General features: G+C 63.2%; 13 protein-coding genes and 1 riboswitch. Of the genes, 4 read left to right on the top strand and 9 right to left on the bottom strand.

Annotated features, from left to right (window positions below; genetic code table 11):
• Positions 1-45: 45 nt before the first annotated feature.
• From ACZYGA_RS05440 to ACZYGA_RS05430, 3 genes are all read right to left on the bottom strand, one after another.
• The gene (locus tag ACZYGA_RS05440; protein ID WP_479398544.1) at positions 46-1,218 is read right to left on the bottom strand and encodes a polysaccharide biosynthesis/export family protein; all 1,173 of its coding nucleotides are present in this window, start codon (positions 1,216-1,218) and stop codon (positions 46-48) included.
• Positions 1,218-1,574: an STAS domain-containing protein gene (locus ACZYGA_RS05435; RefSeq protein ID WP_479398543.1), complete on the bottom strand. Its 357-nt coding sequence runs from the start codon at positions 1,572-1,574 to the stop codon at positions 1,218-1,220. Before ACZYGA_RS05435 ends, ACZYGA_RS05440 begins: the two co-directional genes overlap by 1 nt.
• 276 nt (positions 1,575-1,850) lie before the next feature.
• Positions 1,851-3,056, bottom strand: coding sequence for an AmpG family muropeptide MFS transporter (locus ACZYGA_RS05430; protein WP_103751364.1), 1,206 nt, complete (start codon positions 3,054-3,056; stop codon positions 1,851-1,853).
• A gap of 265 nt (positions 3,057-3,321) precedes the next feature.
• Here ACZYGA_RS05430 and rfaH point away from each other — a divergent pair, with 265 nt between their 5' ends.
• Both rfaH and ACZYGA_RS05420 read left to right on the top strand, forming a co-directional pair.
• Positions 3,322-3,849 carry a transcription/translation regulatory transformer protein RfaH gene (rfaH, locus tag ACZYGA_RS05425; RefSeq protein WP_077371768.1) on the top strand — a complete coding sequence of 176 codons (528 nt, stop codon included), beginning with the start codon at positions 3,322-3,324 and terminating at the stop codon, positions 3,847-3,849.
• A gap of 67 nt (positions 3,850-3,916) precedes the next feature.
• Positions 3,917-4,423 (top strand): FKBP-type peptidyl-prolyl cis-trans isomerase, encoded by a 507-nt coding sequence (locus tag ACZYGA_RS05420; RefSeq protein WP_077371771.1) that lies wholly within the window; start codon positions 3,917-3,919, stop codon positions 4,421-4,423.
• Positions 4,424-5,173: 750 nt separating this feature from the next.
• On the opposite strand, the gene ACZYGA_RS05415 is transcribed toward ACZYGA_RS05420, so the two are convergent.
• Entirely contained in the window at positions 5,174-5,545 is a 372-nt protein-coding gene (locus ACZYGA_RS05415; RefSeq protein ID WP_271302632.1) for a ComEA family DNA-binding protein, read from the bottom strand.
• A gap of 293 nt (positions 5,546-5,838) precedes the next feature.
• On the opposite strand from ACZYGA_RS05415, the gene pyrF reads away from it, so the two are divergent.
• Positions 5,839-6,546: an orotidine-5'-phosphate decarboxylase gene (gene pyrF, locus ACZYGA_RS05410; protein WP_479398542.1), complete on the top strand. Its 708-nt coding sequence runs from the start codon at positions 5,839-5,841 to the stop codon at positions 6,544-6,546.
• A gap of 131 nt (positions 6,547-6,677) precedes the next feature.
• Here the strand turns inward: pyrF and ACZYGA_RS05405 are convergent, their stop codons facing one another.
• Positions 6,678-7,505: an SIMPL domain-containing protein gene (locus ACZYGA_RS05405; RefSeq protein WP_170212639.1), complete on the bottom strand. Its 828-nt coding sequence runs from the start codon at positions 7,503-7,505 to the stop codon at positions 6,678-6,680.
• Positions 7,506-7,698: 193 nt separating this feature from the next.
• On the opposite strand from ACZYGA_RS05405, the gene ACZYGA_RS05400 reads away from it, so the two are divergent.
• A complete protein-coding gene (locus tag ACZYGA_RS05400; RefSeq protein ID WP_167593048.1) occupies positions 7,699-8,559 on the top strand; it encodes an ABC transporter substrate-binding protein in 861 nt (286 codons plus the stop codon).
• Between the two features lie 15 nt (positions 8,560-8,574).
• Here the strand turns inward: ACZYGA_RS05400 and cobO are convergent, their stop codons facing one another.
• From cobO to ACZYGA_RS05380, 4 genes are all read right to left on the bottom strand, one after another.
• Positions 8,575-9,174 (bottom strand): cob(I)yrinic acid a,c-diamide adenosyltransferase, encoded by a 600-nt coding sequence (gene cobO / locus ACZYGA_RS05395; protein WP_077371790.1) that lies wholly within the window; start codon positions 9,172-9,174, stop codon positions 8,575-8,577.
• An 83-nt stretch (positions 9,175-9,257) separates the two neighbouring features.
• Entirely contained in the window at positions 9,258-11,144 is a 1,887-nt protein-coding gene (locus ACZYGA_RS05390) for a TonB-dependent receptor domain-containing protein (RefSeq protein ID WP_176492910.1), read from the bottom strand.
• Positions 11,145-11,276: 132 nt separating this feature from the next.
• Positions 11,277-11,505, bottom strand: a riboswitch (cobalamin riboswitch).
• 170 nt (positions 11,506-11,675) lie between these two features.
• A complete protein-coding gene (locus ACZYGA_RS05385; protein WP_077371796.1) occupies positions 11,676-12,917 on the bottom strand; it encodes a NupC/NupG family nucleoside CNT transporter in 1,242 nt (413 codons plus the stop codon).
• A 282-nt stretch (positions 12,918-13,199) separates the two neighbouring features.
• On the bottom strand, positions 13,200-15,167 hold the full coding sequence (locus tag ACZYGA_RS05380) for a cation:proton antiporter (protein ID WP_077371798.1): 1,968 nt from the start codon (positions 15,165-15,167) through the stop codon (positions 13,200-13,202).
• Positions 15,168-15,175: the final 8 nt, after the last annotated feature.

Genomic DNA, 15,175 nt, shown 5'->3' with positions numbered 1-15,175 from the left:
GCGTGGTAGTGATCAGTTGCCTTCCGGCAACGCACAGGCGAAGCGTTACAGCAGAGTGGCCGGCGTCAGCAGGTCCGTCAGCGTTCTGGCGATATCCCGGATGTTGGTGACACCTGAGTCATAGCAGCCGACGACATCTTCCGGCATCAGATACGGATTGACGCCCACGTCCGCTGGATTGGCCAGCAGGTCGTCGATGCCGCGATCCACCACGACCGGTTGATGCGTCATCGGATTGGTGCTGACCAGCACGGCGCGTCGCGAACCGGACGTCGCCTGGATACCACCGACACAGTTGGCGTTGATCACCCCCTGCAGCATGCGCACGCCGTAAGGCACCTGGGAGCGCAGCACCGTGTAATTGCTGACATTGTTGTTGTTGGCCGGTGTGGTCAGGTTGGAGGCGTAGATGACGATGCCCGGCGCGGTGATGGGGGACGGGCGCATCAGCGCTGCCTGGAAGGCACCGCTGGAGGGCACATGGATGCGATCCCCTTCGCGCAGCCAGGGGTTGGCGGCATATTCGCCATCGATCAGGCCGCGCATGTCGAGAATCTGTGTCTGGTTGTCGCGAATCAGTTCGACGTGGCTCAAATCCGCGTCCGGCCGCACGCCGCCAGCCGTGGTCAAGGCCGCTGACAGCCGCCGTTGCTGGCTGGCATCGCCTCCGGCAAAGTCGCGACGCACCATGCGCTCTTCCGGTTCGCGGGCATTGACGACGGCTTCGCCCGGGAAGAACACTGCCCCGGAGACGGCTACCGCCAACGGCGCCCATTCCTCGAGACGAACGCTGACATGGGCCAGCCCCAGGCGGATCAACTCTTCCTGTATCAGACGCTCGGTGATCTCACGTGCCAGGGCATCGATGGTCTGGTTGGAGGCATCGACCGGCGAGAGCCAGGGCAGGCGCAGACGCCCATCGTGATCCACCTCGTAGCTGCCATCGAACAGCTCGCTGCCGGCGACCCTGACGTTCACTCGATCGCCGGCGGCCAGGCGCTGGTCATCGCTTGCAGGCCGATGGGAAAAGCGATCATCGGCCTGCGGCGTGGGCAGCTCCAGTGGCCAGTAGGTCACCTGTTGCCAGTGCTCTTCGGCCGGGGTGTCGTCCAGCATCAGCGGCGTACAGCCGCTGATCAGACCGGCGAGCATGGCAATCCCCGAAAGGCGGCGTGAGACTTGGGTCCATGAGGTGAGGCGTGCCAGGGAAGACGTCATCAGGCTACCTCGCGAGAAGACCCTGGCGCGTGGGCATCTGGCACCAATAGCGGGTCGCGCTGATAGTAGATGTCGAAGAGTTCGAACAGGCGCACGCGTTCCAGCTCGGTCTGCATGATGGGAGAGGGTTCCACCACGATCAGAGCCTGCGGTGACAAAGCATCATGCAGGCTGACCAGCACGGAAAGTCCGTCGGCATCGATGGCTGTCACATGACTCAGATCCACTGCCAGCTTGCCGGTGTGGTTCGGGATCATCGCGAGCATCTCCTGGCGGAAATAACGCGCGACCTCGCCTGTCAGCTGAGCCGGCGGCGTGATCATGATGCCTTCGTCAATTCTGGTGGTGATGGGCATGGCGAATTCCCTGTGCCTGCCGTCACCGGCTGGCGCCATGTCGGGCCTGCGGTGCGACTTGTTATCTTTATGCACTATGCCGCACAAGCATCGTTTGCCTGTCGTCGCGGTGTCAACGACATGACGGGAATTGTCTCAGTCCTGACTGATGAGATGTCTGGTTCCTTCTCCTTCCTTCACCCTTCCTATCTTCCTTTCTTTCTTTCATCCTTCCCTGCTTTTCTCTTCTTCCGGCTCAGCCTGTCGACGGCCGAGACAGTTCAGGGAGCTCGTCTCTCAATCTCCCGACATCGCTGGCGCCTTGTGGGGCGTTGCCAGCATGGCTCCCCAATGACGGAAGCGCAGCAGCAACAACAGCCCCGGGATGGCGGCCAGGGTGCAGATCCAGAAGAAGCTGTCCCAGCCGGCGGCATCGGCCAGATAGCCCGAGGGGGCGGCGATCACCACGCGCGGCAGGCCCATGATCGAGGAAAGCATCGCGTACTGGCCGGCGGTGAAACGCTTGTCGGTCAGTGCGCCCATGAAGGCGATGAAGGCGGCGCTGCCCATGCCGGCCGCCAGGTTCTCGAATGCCACCACTCCGGCAAGCCAGGCCAGCGAGTCACCGACGTGATGCAGCCAGATGAAGCCGGCTGTGGACACCATCTGCAGGATGCCGAACCACCACAGTGCACGGTAGATGCCGATTCGCATGATCATCAGGCCGCCGAAGAAGGTGCCTGCCAGCAATGGCCACAGGCCGAACAGCTTCACGGTCGCGCCGATCTGTGAGTTGCTGAAGCCGATCTCCTTGTAGAAAGGCGTCGTCAGATTGCCTGCCACGGAATCACCGAGCTTGTAGAGCAGGATGAACAGCAAGAGCCAGATGGCCCCATCACGTTTCATGAAATGGCGGATGGGGTCCCAGAGGATCTCGTGCAGGTGATGGGCACGCGGCGCTGCCTGTGCCTCGGGTTCCGGCGCCAGCAGGGTCACCAGCATGCAGGCTCCCAGGGTCGCGGCCATGATCAGGTAGGTCATGCGGAAACCGATCATGTCTGCCAGCACCAGGCCACCGGCCGAGGCCATCAGCATGCCGATGCGATAGCCATAGACATAGAAGCTGGAGCCCAGCCCCAGTTCGTTGTCCGGCAGATGCTCACGTCGGTAGGCATCGATCACGATGTCCTGGGTGGCACTGAAGAAGCTGACGGAAAGCGCGATGGCCCCCATGGTCAGCGGCGACATGTGCGGGTCCTGCAGGGCAAGCAGCGCGATCAGCGCGGTCAGGGCCAGCTGCGCGATCATCAGCCAGCCGCGTCGCCGCCCCAGTGCGGGCGGCATGATGCGATCCAGCAAGGGGGCCCACAGGAACTTGAGGGTATAGGGCAGGCCGACCAGTGCCAGAAGGCCCACGGCGTCCAGTGATACGCCGGCATCCGTCATCCAGGCCTGCAGGACACTCCCGGTGAGCAGCAGCGGCAGGCCTGAGGCGAATCCCATCAGGAACGTGATACCATGACGGCCAACGAGTAAGCGTAAATCCTTTGAAGTCAAAGCCTTGCCTGTCCTTGCAGAGAGTGTATCCGCGCGGGAGTCGCGCGTGACCAATGGCCATGCGCCACATGCATCGTCAATGGCGGGATTGTCGCACTGCCTGAGCGCAAGGGCCATGCATTGTCCTGAGGTGCCGCTGACCATCAGCTGGCTGGCGTGATGAAGGGCTTGCGTCGGGCCCCTGTGGGCAGGTAGGCAATGAGAGGTCATCATGAGTGAAGTCCGAGACGCTGCCAAGGCGCACTGGTATCTGATCCAGTGCAAGGGTGGAGAGTCCTTCCGTGCGGCGGAGAACCTCACCAATCAGGGATTTCACGTCTTCCACCCCCTGCTGGAAGTGGAAAGAAAGCGCGGCAGCAAGCTGCGCTGGGTGGAAGAGCCCCTTTTCCCCTACTACCTGTTCATCCGTCTGGATCAGGTGGACGACAACTGGCGCCCGATTCGCTCGACACGTGGCGTGCTCAAGCTGGTCAGCTTCGGCACGACCCCGACGCCGGTCCCCACCTCGCTGGTGGAGGCGCTGATCGCCAATGGTGAGCAACGCCAGGAGCAGCCAGCCGAGAACCTCTACTTCCGTGCCGGCGAGCAGGTCGAGATCATCGATGGGCCGCTGAGTTCGCTCAGTGGTGTCTTCGAGAGTGCCAAGGGTGACGAGCGCGTCATCGTGCTGCTCAATCTGATCAATCAGCAGCAGCGCGTCGAGCTGTCCAGTCGTCAGCTGCGTCGTCGCGAATCCTGAGTCTCGGTGCCTGCGCCCTCCGAGGAGGGCGTGAGCTCACCGCACTTGTCATTTCTGGAGTTGTTTCATGTCGATTACCGTTCAGCAGGTGGTCAGCCTGCACTACACGCTGCGTACCGCAGATGGCACCGTCCTGGACACTTCTCGTGATCGGGAACCGATGGATTACCTGCACGGCCATGACAATATACTTGCCGCTCTGGAATCCGCGCTTGAAGGTTGCAGCGTCGGCGACAGCAAGGTCGTCAACCTGACGCCGGCGGAAGGCTTCGGTGAGCGGGATGAGGGGCTGGTCCAGTACTTCGGGCGTGATGCCTTCGGCCCGGGGGAGCTTGCACCGGGCATGCGCTTCCAGGCGCGAACTCCCGAAGGGCAGCGCTCGGTGACCGTACTGGAAGTCGGTGATCAGCAGGTCAAGGTCGATGCCAATCATCCCCTGGCCGGTCAGGCCCTCAGCTGGGATGTCGAGGTGCTGGAGGTCCGCGATGCCACTCGGGCCGAGTTGGCAGCAGGCCATCCGCTGGGGCTTGAGGTGAGCCATACCGAAGTGGAAGACAAGAAGGTGCGTCGCTGAAGTCGCACTGATGCCGCATGCCGCTTCAGGGGTGTCCCTGTCGCTGATCAGGAAGGCGCTTTCGATGATGATCGAAGGCGCCTTATTCGTTTCGGGTCTGCTTCGTTTCGGGTCTGCTTCGTTTCGGGTCTGCTGCGTGTCATTCCGGGACGGATTCATGGGAGCGAAGCGCCCATGAATTGACGTGGATCATGAAGGCAGCGGCATGATGCCACCCAGGCTCACGAAATTGACGCATGTCATCTTCGCCTGCCGATGATCGCGATAGAGTGCTCATGTCGAGACGGGCGGCGTACGAGGATGCCGCATGGGGCATCATGCTTCGGGGGAGATACTCTTCGAGGTATCGGAAAGCGGCGCAGGCCACCGTCTGGTCAGGGAGAAGTTGCAGGGCGTCGGTTGCCGGCAGAGGCAGGCGCTTGAGGAAGCCCCTTGGGGAAGGGGAAAGCCAGGGATGGCTTCACTGCCAGAATCGGGCACGCAGGTGCCCGATTCACCGTCAGGGGAGGGGGAAACCCCGCTGGCCGGCCTTCGGGTCGGCTTTTTTTCGTGGCAGGAAAGCAACGCCTCATGTAAGCCGTGCTTCTCGGGCACCGTCGTGTTGACCCCGACGATGAAGCAGCGCCGCAGGAAGTCTGCGGCGCTGCTTTTGTCGGAACTCCCCTGCCGCTGGCCAGGCTGGTCTTTCGCCGGTGGTTTCTCACCACCTGCAGGGTGGCGGGAGTCGAGACCTGACCTCGGCCGTCTTGGTCAGCTCTGGTTGCTGGTGATCTCCCTGGGCGTCGCCTCACCGGATGTCTTGACCTGCGGCGCGGCCTTGTCGCTGACCGGCTGACCCGTCGTTATGGCGCTGTTGCCGGTCTTGTCGAGCGTCAGTGTGGTCTCCATGCGTTCGAGCGTGTTGGCACTGATGCCCTTGACCTCAGCCAGCTGATCGACGCTGGTGAAGGGGCCATTGGCCTTGCGCCAGGCGACGATGGCCTGTGCCTTCTTGTCACCGATGCCCTTGAGCTGAGTCAGTTGCTCAGGGGTGGCGGTGTTGATGTTCATCTCGGCAGCCTGCGTCAGAGGGGTGAAAGCCATCAGGCCTGCGACGACGAGTGATCCCATCAGAGTTTTCATGAGCTTTTCCTTGTTTCATGATGATTGTCGGGGCGTCTGGTCGGGCCGTGATGCCCTGTGCCCAGCACGTGAATCACTGTGGCTGAAGGATGAGTTTTGTAGTCATTAAGAATTAAACGATTCCTCATCCCTGGGGCCGCTTCAGCGCTCAACGCGCGAAAGTGCTAACGCGAATAGCGAGCTGATTCGATTCGGCTTTCTCTGAGCTTACAGGTGCGTTGGTGGGCGCTATAATGTTGCCCCGAGCCCATGACCCCCTGTCATCGCGCCTAGTCTCATTGCCCGGAGCCCGGATGCCTACCACGACTTCCCCCCTGATCATCGCCCTCGATTACCCGGATATGGCCGCCGCACTGGCCATGGCGGACCAGCTGGATCCGACGCGCTGCCGCGTCAAGGTGGGCAAGGAGCTGTTCACGCGAGTGGGGCCGGACATCCTCAAGGCGCTGCATCAGCGCGGCTTCGAGGTCTTTCTGGATCTCAAGTTCCACGATATTCCCAATACCACCGCGCAGGCCGTGCTGGCGGCTGCCGAGCACGGTGTCTGGATGACCAACGTGCACGCCGGTGGTGGCGCGCGCATGATGGAAGCCGCCGCCAGTGCACTGGCCACGCGCCAGCTCGAGACGCGCCTGATTGCCGTGACCGTGCTGACCAGCATGGAGCAGAGTGATCTTGCGGGTATCGGTCTGGATGTCACGCCACTGGCCCAGGTCGAGCGTCTGGCGAGCCTTGCCCAGCAAAGCGGCATGCACGGTGTGGTGTGCTCGGCGCGCGAGACACCCAGTCTCAAGGCGCTGTGTGGGCCGGACTTCCTCAAGGTGACGCCCGGTATCCGCCCGAGCTTTGCCCAGGCCGGTGATCAGCGACGCACCATGACGCCGGGCGAGGCAATGGCGGCTGGCAGCACCCACCTGGTGATCGGGCGTCCGGTCACTCAGGCCGAGAATCCCATGGCAGCGCTTGCCGCCATCGAGACGGAGCTTGGTGGCCGGGCGTAAGTCAGCGCCCGAGGGGATGTGAATCGCGGGGCATCACTCTCGAGATAGGCCGAGCTTCATGTCACGCGTGGACGCCAGCGGCTCTGGACAAGCGGCTGGCGTCTTGAGAGTGGCGTTCGGGGTGTCGACGCTCAGTCGGCTGATGTCAGTCCCCAGCTGACCTGCACATCACTTTCCAGTGACAGCTCGCCGGGACGATACTCGTTGCCACCACTCTTGGCTTCTGCCATGTCGGCGCGCATGGCCATCATCGGCGGGCGAGGGCTCTGGGAAGATTCATTGATCGACTGCACATCACCCAGTGTCGCTCCCAGCGTCTCGGCCATCAGTTCGGCCTTGTGGCGTGCCTTGGTCAGGGCTTGCTGCAGTACCTTGTCCTCGAGTGCTGCACGATCACTGAGCTGATATTGCACGCCCGCCAGCTGATTCACCCCCGCTCCCAACAGCAGGTCGATCACCTCCGGCACCTGGTCCAGATTCTTCAGCGAAATGCTGATCGGGCGCTCGAGATGGGTACGCTGCCATTGCTGCGGGTTCTGATCATTGGCAGTGCGCTCGTAGTAGCGCTCCGGTCGCAGGGTCAGGCTGCCCGCCTTGATCAGGCGACTCTCGATACCGGCGCTTTCCAGTGCCTGGATCAGCGTGCTCATGCGGCCTTCCAGTGTCTGGCGGGCCTGGCGCGCGGCTTCTCCCTGCTTCTGACTGTCCGGTGCCTTGTCGTCCACCTTGCTGGCTGGTGTCTTCTCCCAGAGACGCGCCTCGATGCTGGCCTTGTCCGGCGCGGCTTCGATGCTGGCACTGGCACTGACATGGACAAGCGCCGGTGCAGGTGTCTGGTCAGCCTGTGCCGTACTCACGGCGCTGACGGCACTCAGTGCCAGCACCAGCCCTAGACGCAAGAAGGAATGCTGGACGCCTGAGCTCGCGTCGGCAGTTACGGATGGCAGGATGCGGGGCATGGAAACTCCTTTTTGGCACATGGCTATATTGTCATATGGTGATATTTTCATATGTCGATATTGACACAGAATGATGGCGTGAACGTCCGACATCGCGTGGATCACGATAGCACTTCGCACGAGAGGCGCTGAAGCGATCAATACCGTCACGCTATCTCAGGGGCGACGCGCGCTCCTCGGGGGACTGTCAGCGTTGCTGCTCACCGCAATGCCGTCGCTCGCCTGGGCGGCGAGTCTTTCCGTCGTGGATGATGGTGGCGAGACGGTGACGCTTTCCCGGCCCGCTCATCGTGTGGTCACCCTGGCGCCCCATGCCGCGGAGCTGGTCGCGGCGGCGGGAGGGCTTGCACATCTGGTCGCCGTCAGCCAGGGCAGTGATTACCCGCCACAGGTCAAGACGCTGCCGCGTGTCGCGAGCTATCAAGGGCCGAATCTGGAGGCGGTGCTGGCGGCCAGACCCGCGCTGATCGTGGCGTGGGGCAGCGGGTTGTCCGCGGAAATGCAGGCGCGCCTGGCGGCGCTGGGGCTGACGACCTTCCTCAGCGAGCCCAGGACATTGGCGCAGGTACTCTCCAATATCGAGCGCCTGGGGGTGTTGATGGGCACCCGGCCCGAGGCAGAGGCCTACGTGGCGCGTCTCGAGAAGCGCATCAGTCACCTGGAGGCACGCGATGGCATGGAGGGCGACGCGCCCTTGCCGGTCTTCTTCCAGCTGGGCGAGAGCCCGATGACGACTCTGGCAGGAGGGCATCTGGTCAATGAATTGATTCGCCGCTGCGGGGGAGAGCCGCTGTTGTCTGACGCCCCCACCGTGGTGCCTCAGATACGCCGTGAAGCGCTGTGGCTGGCAGGGCCTCGGCTGATTCTGCATCCGGTGGCCGCAGGCGCCCCCCGTGAGCGTTGGAAGGCAGCCTGGCGAGCCAGGGGTGGCCCGCTGGCCTCGGTGGCGCTTGTCGGACTGGATCCGGACCCGGTCAGCCGTCCGGGGCCGCGCAGCGTCGAGGCGATGGCGCAGATCTGCCATGCCATCTCGGTGCAGCGCGCAGCGCGGTGACGTGGGTCGAGCTGCTCAGAAGTCGATGCCGCGGCGCGCCTTGAGACCATGATTGAAGCCGTGACGTATCTCGGTCATCTCGGTGACGGTATCGGCACAGGCAACGATCTCGCGGTTGGCATTGCGTCCGGTGATGATGACGGTCTGCTCCTCGGGGCGACCTTCCAGCGCCGTCATCACCTCTTCCAATGGCAGGTAGCCGAACTTGACCATGTAGGTCAGTTCATCAAGCACGACCAGATAGACGCTTTCATCGCGCATCAGGCGCTTCGCTTCCTGCCACACCGCCTGACAGGCCGCGGTATCGGCGTCACGATTCTGGGTGTCCCAGGTGAAGCCGGTGGTCATGGCGTGGACTTCCAGATTGGCATCCTCTGCAAGGCGCTCACGCTCCCCGCACTCCCACAGTCCCTTGATGAACTGGATGACACCGACCTTGTAGCCATAGCCGAGTGCCCGGGTGATGGTGCCCCATGCAGCGGTCGTCTTGCCCTTGCCGTTGCCGGTGAAGACCAGCAGCTGGCCGCGCTCCTCATTGGCCTGTGCCACCTTGTCGTCGACATGTGACTTGAGCTTTTCCATTGCCGTCTTGTGGCGGGTATTGCGGTCCGTCATGCGTGTGCTCCGTCAGTCATTGTCACTGCGCCGCTCTCGGGGCGGCGCAGTGAGGAGTGTGGCCCGTCGTCAGTCAGAGGTGCTCAGAAATAGAAGGTCACGCCGCCTTCGACGTAACGCCCCTGGGTGTTGTAGCCGTTGACCAGCTGATAATCACGATCGAAGACGTTCTCCAGCTTGGCGCTCAGCTTGACGTTCTGCATCACCTGCCAGCTGGTGCGCAGGTCGAAGACGCCATAGCCGGCGGTGCGAGTATCCGTGTAGGTATCGGCATCGGTATCGCTGCGGCTGGCACTGCCACGCAGCGTTGCTCCGAAGCTCCAGTCGGCGAGGGCGTAATCGGCATCCAGGCGCGCAAAGCGCTTGGCCCGACGTTTCAGCTGCTCTCCTGTCTCGCGGTCTTCCGGGTCCTGCCAGGTCATGGCGAGATTGACGCTGAGCGCGTCACCTTTCCAGCCACTGCTCAGCTCGATGCCACGGATGCGTGAGCGGTCGATATTGATCGGCGTGAAGTCGGCGCCTTCGTAGCTGATCAGATTGTCGATATCCGTCTGGAAGGCATTGACGCCCACATGCCACCGCTGCTCCTGCAGACGCCAGAAGAGTTCGGCCGTGGTGGAGGTCTCGGCATCCAGATCCGGGTTGCCTGAGCCGTAAGGGCTGTAGAGATCGATCAGGTTGGGGGCCTTGAAGGCGCTCGAGTAGCTGGCGCCGAGCTGCTGTGCCTGAGTCAGGTCATAGGCATAGCTGGAGCCACCGGTCATCTGATGACCATAACGATTGTCATCGTCATACCGCAGGCTGGTGGTGACGTGATGGCGTTGTTGCTGGAGCTGCCAGCTGCCATAGACCCCCGTGGCATAGCGGCTGTCCACTTCATAGCCGTCGGCGGTGAAGTAGGGGCCATCGGCGTCCAGACTTTCCTCGCGGTGATCCACCCCCAGGCTGAGCGTGCCGAGGTCGGTGTAGAAGTCGTGGCGCAGGCCGATCTCGTTGCGGGCACTGGCGACACGCCCGGCATCGCTGCCGGCTTCAGTGTTCTCGTACTCGTCGCGCGTACGCGCCACGCTGACCGTCATGTCCCAGTTCGGGTTCAGGTGGGTCAGCAGGCTGGCATCCAGTACCAGCTGGCTACCTTCTCCGCTGCAGTCTTCAGAGGCACTGAAGCTGCTGTCGTAGCAATCGTCGTAATCGTAGTCCGTGTCGGTCTTGGCGACGCCGAGAGACAGCGTGGCTCGCTGGCCGAAGTCGTGCCCAAGGCGCAGTTCGGCGCCCGTGGCCTCGTAGCCATCATCTTCACTGCCGGTATCGCGGGCGGAGAAACCATCGCTTTCATCATGATGGAGATTGGCGGAGAGACGCGTGTCATCTTCCACCGAGCTGAACTGGGCGTTCTGGCGGAAGGTGCCGTCGCTGCCGGCGCGCAGGGTGACTTCCGCGTGCTGGCCGACTTCGCTGCCGCCACGCGTGATCAGGTTGATCACGCCGCCGATGGCATCGGCGCCGTAGACGCTGGCGCGCGGCCCCCGCACGATCTCGACACGTTCGATGGCAGACAGCGGCAGAAATTCGAAGTGCGCCAGGCCATCGGCGCTGTTGGCGATGCGCTGGCCGTTGACCAGGATCAAGGTGTGGTCGGACTCGGTGCCACGCATGAACAGGCTGGTCTGGCTCCCCATCGGACCGCTGCGCGCGACTTCGATGCCATTGCGCGACTGCAGAAGGTCCACCAGCGAGCTGGCCTGCAGGCGTTCGATCTCGTCACGCGTGATGACGTCGGTGCTGGCCAGCACATCATTCTGCAGCTGGGGGATGCGATTGGCGGTGACCTGAACGGTCTCCAGGCTATCCGATGAAGGGGCGGTGGTCTCCTGTGCCGCCAGGGCAGGAGGTGTCAGCAGCAGTAGACTGCCCACGAGGGTGTACTTGGCCTGCGCGTGCGCGCGACCACGGGTCTTGTAAGTATTCATGAATGATCCTCAAGCGTCAGACGCAATGAGGAGGACAGGCGTGACAGGGTGCGTGGATGCACATCGTCGCGGCGTGCCCCTTTGAAAAAGGACATCCCGACGAATTTGCCACTGGTGAGGCCCTCCGCATCAACCAGTGTGGAAGCGAGGGCCGGTCTCCGGACTGACGCCTGGCGGACGTCCTGTTGGAACGTCTCACCCCCTCATGCGCCTTCCCACCTCCTTCCCTTGAGGGTCGTCACGAGGACGTCCCGGAGGCAGTGGCTGGTCATCTCGACCGGCATGAGCGTTGCGATCACCGTTGCGGGGGCAGTACGGGGCTTTCACCCGATTCCCGAGCACCCAAGCTTCTACCCGAGCTATTGTCTGGGGAGGGCGACAGGGAGTCAATCGGCAGGCCCTGTCGTCTGCCGGTCTGGCGTTCGCTGGCTCGTGACGCGGGCTGGATACGACAACGCCCGCACTGGGCGGGCGTTGTCGAGAGGTCACCTGACGGCGTGTCTCACTCGCATGCGAGGCTTGCGATGAGCGTCACAGCGACAGGAACAGTCCGGCAAGACTGGCTGACATCAGGTTGGAGAGCGTACCGGCGAGAATCGCCTTCATGCCCATCTGCGCGATGTCACTGCGGCGGTTCGGTGCCATCAGTCCCAGGCCGCCCATCAGGATGGCCACGGAGGACAGGTTGGCGAAGCCACACAGCGCGAAGATGATGATCGCTTCGGAATGCTCGGACAGCTTGATCTGATGGCTGGCGAGGTCGGCGAAGGCGACGAACTCGTTGAGCACCAGCTTCTGACCGATGAAGCTGCCGGCCTGGATGGCTTCATGCCACGGCACGCCGATGACCCAGGCGACCGGCGCGAAGGCGTAGCCCAGCAGCAGCTGCAGCGTGATGTCCTGATAGCCGAACAATCCACTGACCCAGCCGATGATGATGTTGCCCAGCGCGATCAAGGCGATGAAGGCCAGCAGCATGCCGCCGACATTGATGGCCAGCTGCACGCCGGATGCTGCGCCGGACGCGGCAGCATCGATGACGTTGGTCGGGCGATCGATGTCCTTGCCCAGGGCTTCCTCGACACTCTGGGTCTTGGATTCGGTCTCCGGGATCAGCATCTTGGCCATCAGCAGGCCACCCGGGGCTGCCATGAAGGACGCTGCCAGCAGGTACTTGAGGTCAATGCCCAGCGAGGCATAGCCCACCAGCACGGAACCGGCCACGGAGGCCAGGCCACCGGTCATCACCGCGAACAGTTCCGAGCGGGTCATGCCGGCGATGAACGGACGCACGACCAGCGGTGCTTCGGTCTGGCCGACGAAGATGTTGGCCGCGGCGGACAGCGATTCGGGACGACTGGTGCCGAGAATCTTCGAAAGCCCGCCACCCAGCACACTGATCACGACGTTCATCACGCGCAGGTGGTAGAGCACCGCGATCAATGACGAGAAGAACACGATGATCGGCAGTACGCGCAGAGCGAACACGAAACCACCGCCACCGAAGACTTCGAACATCTTGTCGCTGACCAGGCCACCGAACAGGAAGTCCATGCCCACGTTGGCGCTGGACATGACGGCCTGAACCCCTTCGCTGAGACCGAGCAGCATGCTCTTGCCGGCGGGAACGTAGAGTACGAATGCCCCCAGCAATGCCTGGATGGCAAAGGCCCCCAGTACGGTGCGCAAGCTGATGGCGCGTCGGTTTTCAGATAATAGGAAGGCGATCCCCAGGAGGGCTAAGACGCCCACCAGGCCCATGACGATCTGCATCAAGCAGCTCCTGAATGCGTAGGTGTTACGTTGAGGACAAGGCAATAGCGCTGGCTGCCGGACAGGGCTGCCAAAACTGGCGCGTACTCTACCAGCATTTTGGGCGGCTGTCGGAGTCTGCCACTAACGTTTTAGGCATTTTTTGTGAATCCCGCTTCGCGGCTGTGCGCCATTCGCCACGAGGCCCGCAGGAAGCGGGCCTCGTGGTCAGGGGGTTGGCATCATCTCCGGGCGCCGTGCTGTCTGCGCGCATGCCGTTTTCGGGATGCATTCAAGCCGTCATCAGGCTCGGCCACCGGGGAGACGGCTGGCGGGCAGGGGGCCGGAGCCCGTGGCGGTGCCGGGATTCGCGGTGGAGCGGGTGGAGGAACTCGCGTCAGAGCCTGCCCCTTCTGCGGCCTGGGATGACTTGCTCGATTCAGCCTTGTCCGCCTTGGATTGTGCCGGTCGGGTCAGCTCAGGCGAGTCGGCATAGATCAGGCTGATCAGCGTCTCACCGGCCTTGGGTTCCAGTGCGACGGCGGAATTGGCGATGCGAATCCGGCCCTGGCTGCTGATGCAGAACAGGGTCAGCAGGCGGTCATCATGAATCCGGCGATAGTCCTCGAGACTGAAGTTCTCGCTGATGCGGGCACGCCGGAACTCCGCCCCCTGTGACAGCAGGCTGGCCAGCTTGGCGTAGGTGACCTGGCCATCGAACAACAGCGGCAGGTGGCCGAGCGCCTGGTCCTGCTGGCGCTTGGCATTCTTGCCATTGTCCTCGGCGAGCCGGAAGACCCGGCCGTGGCCGAGGATGTGCTCGAAATGCAGCGCCGCGAGGCTGTTGAGCTCGCGATAGGGCGACAGGGGCATGAGATGGCCGATGCCCGTCAACTCGAGATGCTGTGAGGCATGCTCGGACAGCGGGTTGCCGTAATAGACCGGCAGGCCTGCCATGCGGGCTTCCTGTACCGCGTCCCAGTTCGTATCGGTCAGGCGTACCGAGAAGCCGGCATCCACCAGCTCGCGGGCGACCAGGCGCGACACCGAGTTGGCCCCGAGAATCAGGAAGCCCGAGGGCGGTGGCTCACCGACACCCAGCACCTTGACGATGGGGCGTGACAGCAAGCTCTGGATCACCACCGTGCCGATGATGACCAGGAAGGTCATCGGGACCAGCATCTCGGCGCCTTCGATGCCCTGGGATTCGAGCTTGAGCGCGAACAGCGAGGCCACGGCGGCCGCGACGATACCGCGAGGAGACAGCCAGGCCAGCAGCGCCTTCTCGCGCAGCGTCAATTCGCTGCCCAGGGTGCACAGCCAGACAGTCAGCGGGCGCGCGACCCACATCAACACGGCCAGGAAGACCCACGCCGGCCAGGACAGCAGCGAAAGCTGCTCGACGGTCAGGCGCCCCGCCAGCAGCAGAAACAGCCCGGAGATCAACAGGACGGTGAGCGTCTCCTTGAACTCGATGATCTGCTGGGTAGGCACGCCGCGCATGTTGGCCAGCCATACCCCCATGACGGTCACGGTCAGGAGTCCGGATTCGTGGAACAGGGTATTGGAGATGGCGAAGAGTCCCAGCATCACCATCAGGGTGCCGAAGTTGTGCAGCTTCTGGGGCAGCCAGAAGTGGCGCAGCACCAGCCCCCAGCACCAGCCGCCCAGCGCGCCCATGCCAAGGCCGAGGCCCACCGTCTGGGCGAACAGCACCAGGGTATGTGACACCGCATTGCCGGTCATGCCCAGTGCGACGTACTCATAGACAAGTACCGCCAGCAGCGCGCCCACCGGGTCGATCATGATGCCTTCCCAGCGCAGGATCTGGGTCAGGTTGCCGCGCGCGCGCAGGGTCTGCAGCAATGGCATCACCACGGTCGGGCCTGTCACCACCAGCAGTGCCCCGAGCACGGCGGCCATCTCCCAGCGCATGTCGAGCAGATAATGCGCCGCCACGGTACCGATCACGCCGGTGATCACCACCCCGGTGGTCACCAGTCGTCTGACGATGTGCCCGTGTCCCCGCAGGTCCTTGAAGTCCAGCGTCAGACTGCCCTCGAACAGGATCACCGCCACTGCCAGCGAGACCAGCGGGAACAGCAGGTCTCCCAGCAGCTCATCCGGCTTGAGCCAGCCCGTGACGGGGCCGGCAAGGATGCCAACGATCAGCAGCGGCAGGATGGCGGGCAGACGCATGCGCCAGGCCAGCCATTGACAGCCGAGAGCCATCAGACCGATCAGGGTCAGGGCCAGTGCGGGTTCCGTCATCGGGAAGC

This window comes from Cobetia sp. BL01 (assembly GCF_056493605.1).
Note: the sequence above shows the minus strand (reverse complement) of the source record. Positions and strands in the feature narration are given on the sequence as shown.

Excerpts from the sequence above, each read along its gene's own strand:
- ACZYGA_RS05390 (WP_176492910.1), bottom strand. The coding sequence starts at position 11,144 with ATGAATACTTACAAGACCCGTGGTCGCGCGCACGCGCAGGCCAAGTAC.
- ACZYGA_RS05430 (WP_103751364.1), bottom strand. The coding sequence starts at position 3,056 with ATGGGATTCGCCTCAGGCCTGCCGCTGCTGCTCACCGGGAGTGTCCTG.
- ACZYGA_RS05435 (WP_479398543.1), bottom strand. The coding sequence starts at position 1,574 with ATGCCCATCACCACCAGAATTGACGAAGGCATCATGATCACGCCGCCG.
- ACZYGA_RS05415 (WP_271302632.1), bottom strand. The coding sequence starts at position 5,545 with ATGAAAACTCTGATGGGATCACTCGTCGTCGCAGGCCTGATGGCTTTC.
- ACZYGA_RS05405 (WP_170212639.1), bottom strand. The coding sequence starts at position 7,505 with ATGCCCCGCATCCTGCCATCCGTAACTGCCGACGCGAGCTCAGGCGTC.
- rfaH (WP_077371768.1), top strand. The coding sequence starts at position 3,322 with ATGAGTGAAGTCCGAGACGCTGCCAAGGCGCACTGGTATCTGATCCAG.
- ACZYGA_RS05380 (WP_077371798.1), bottom strand. The coding sequence starts at position 15,167 with ATGACGGAACCCGCACTGGCCCTGACCCTGATCGGTCTGATGGCTCTC.
- ACZYGA_RS05440 (WP_479398544.1), bottom strand. The coding sequence starts at position 1,218 with ATGACGTCTTCCCTGGCACGCCTCACCTCATGGACCCAAGTCTCACGC.
- pyrF (WP_479398542.1), top strand. The coding sequence starts at position 5,839 with ATGCCTACCACGACTTCCCCCCTGATCATCGCCCTCGATTACCCGGAT.
- ACZYGA_RS05385 (WP_077371796.1), bottom strand. The coding sequence starts at position 12,917 with ATGCAGATCGTCATGGGCCTGGTGGGCGTCTTAGCCCTCCTGGGGATC.
- ACZYGA_RS05420 (WP_077371771.1), top strand. The coding sequence starts at position 3,917 with ATGTCGATTACCGTTCAGCAGGTGGTCAGCCTGCACTACACGCTGCGT.
- cobO (WP_077371790.1), bottom strand. The coding sequence starts at position 9,174 with ATGACGGACCGCAATACCCGCCACAAGACGGCAATGGAAAAGCTCAAG.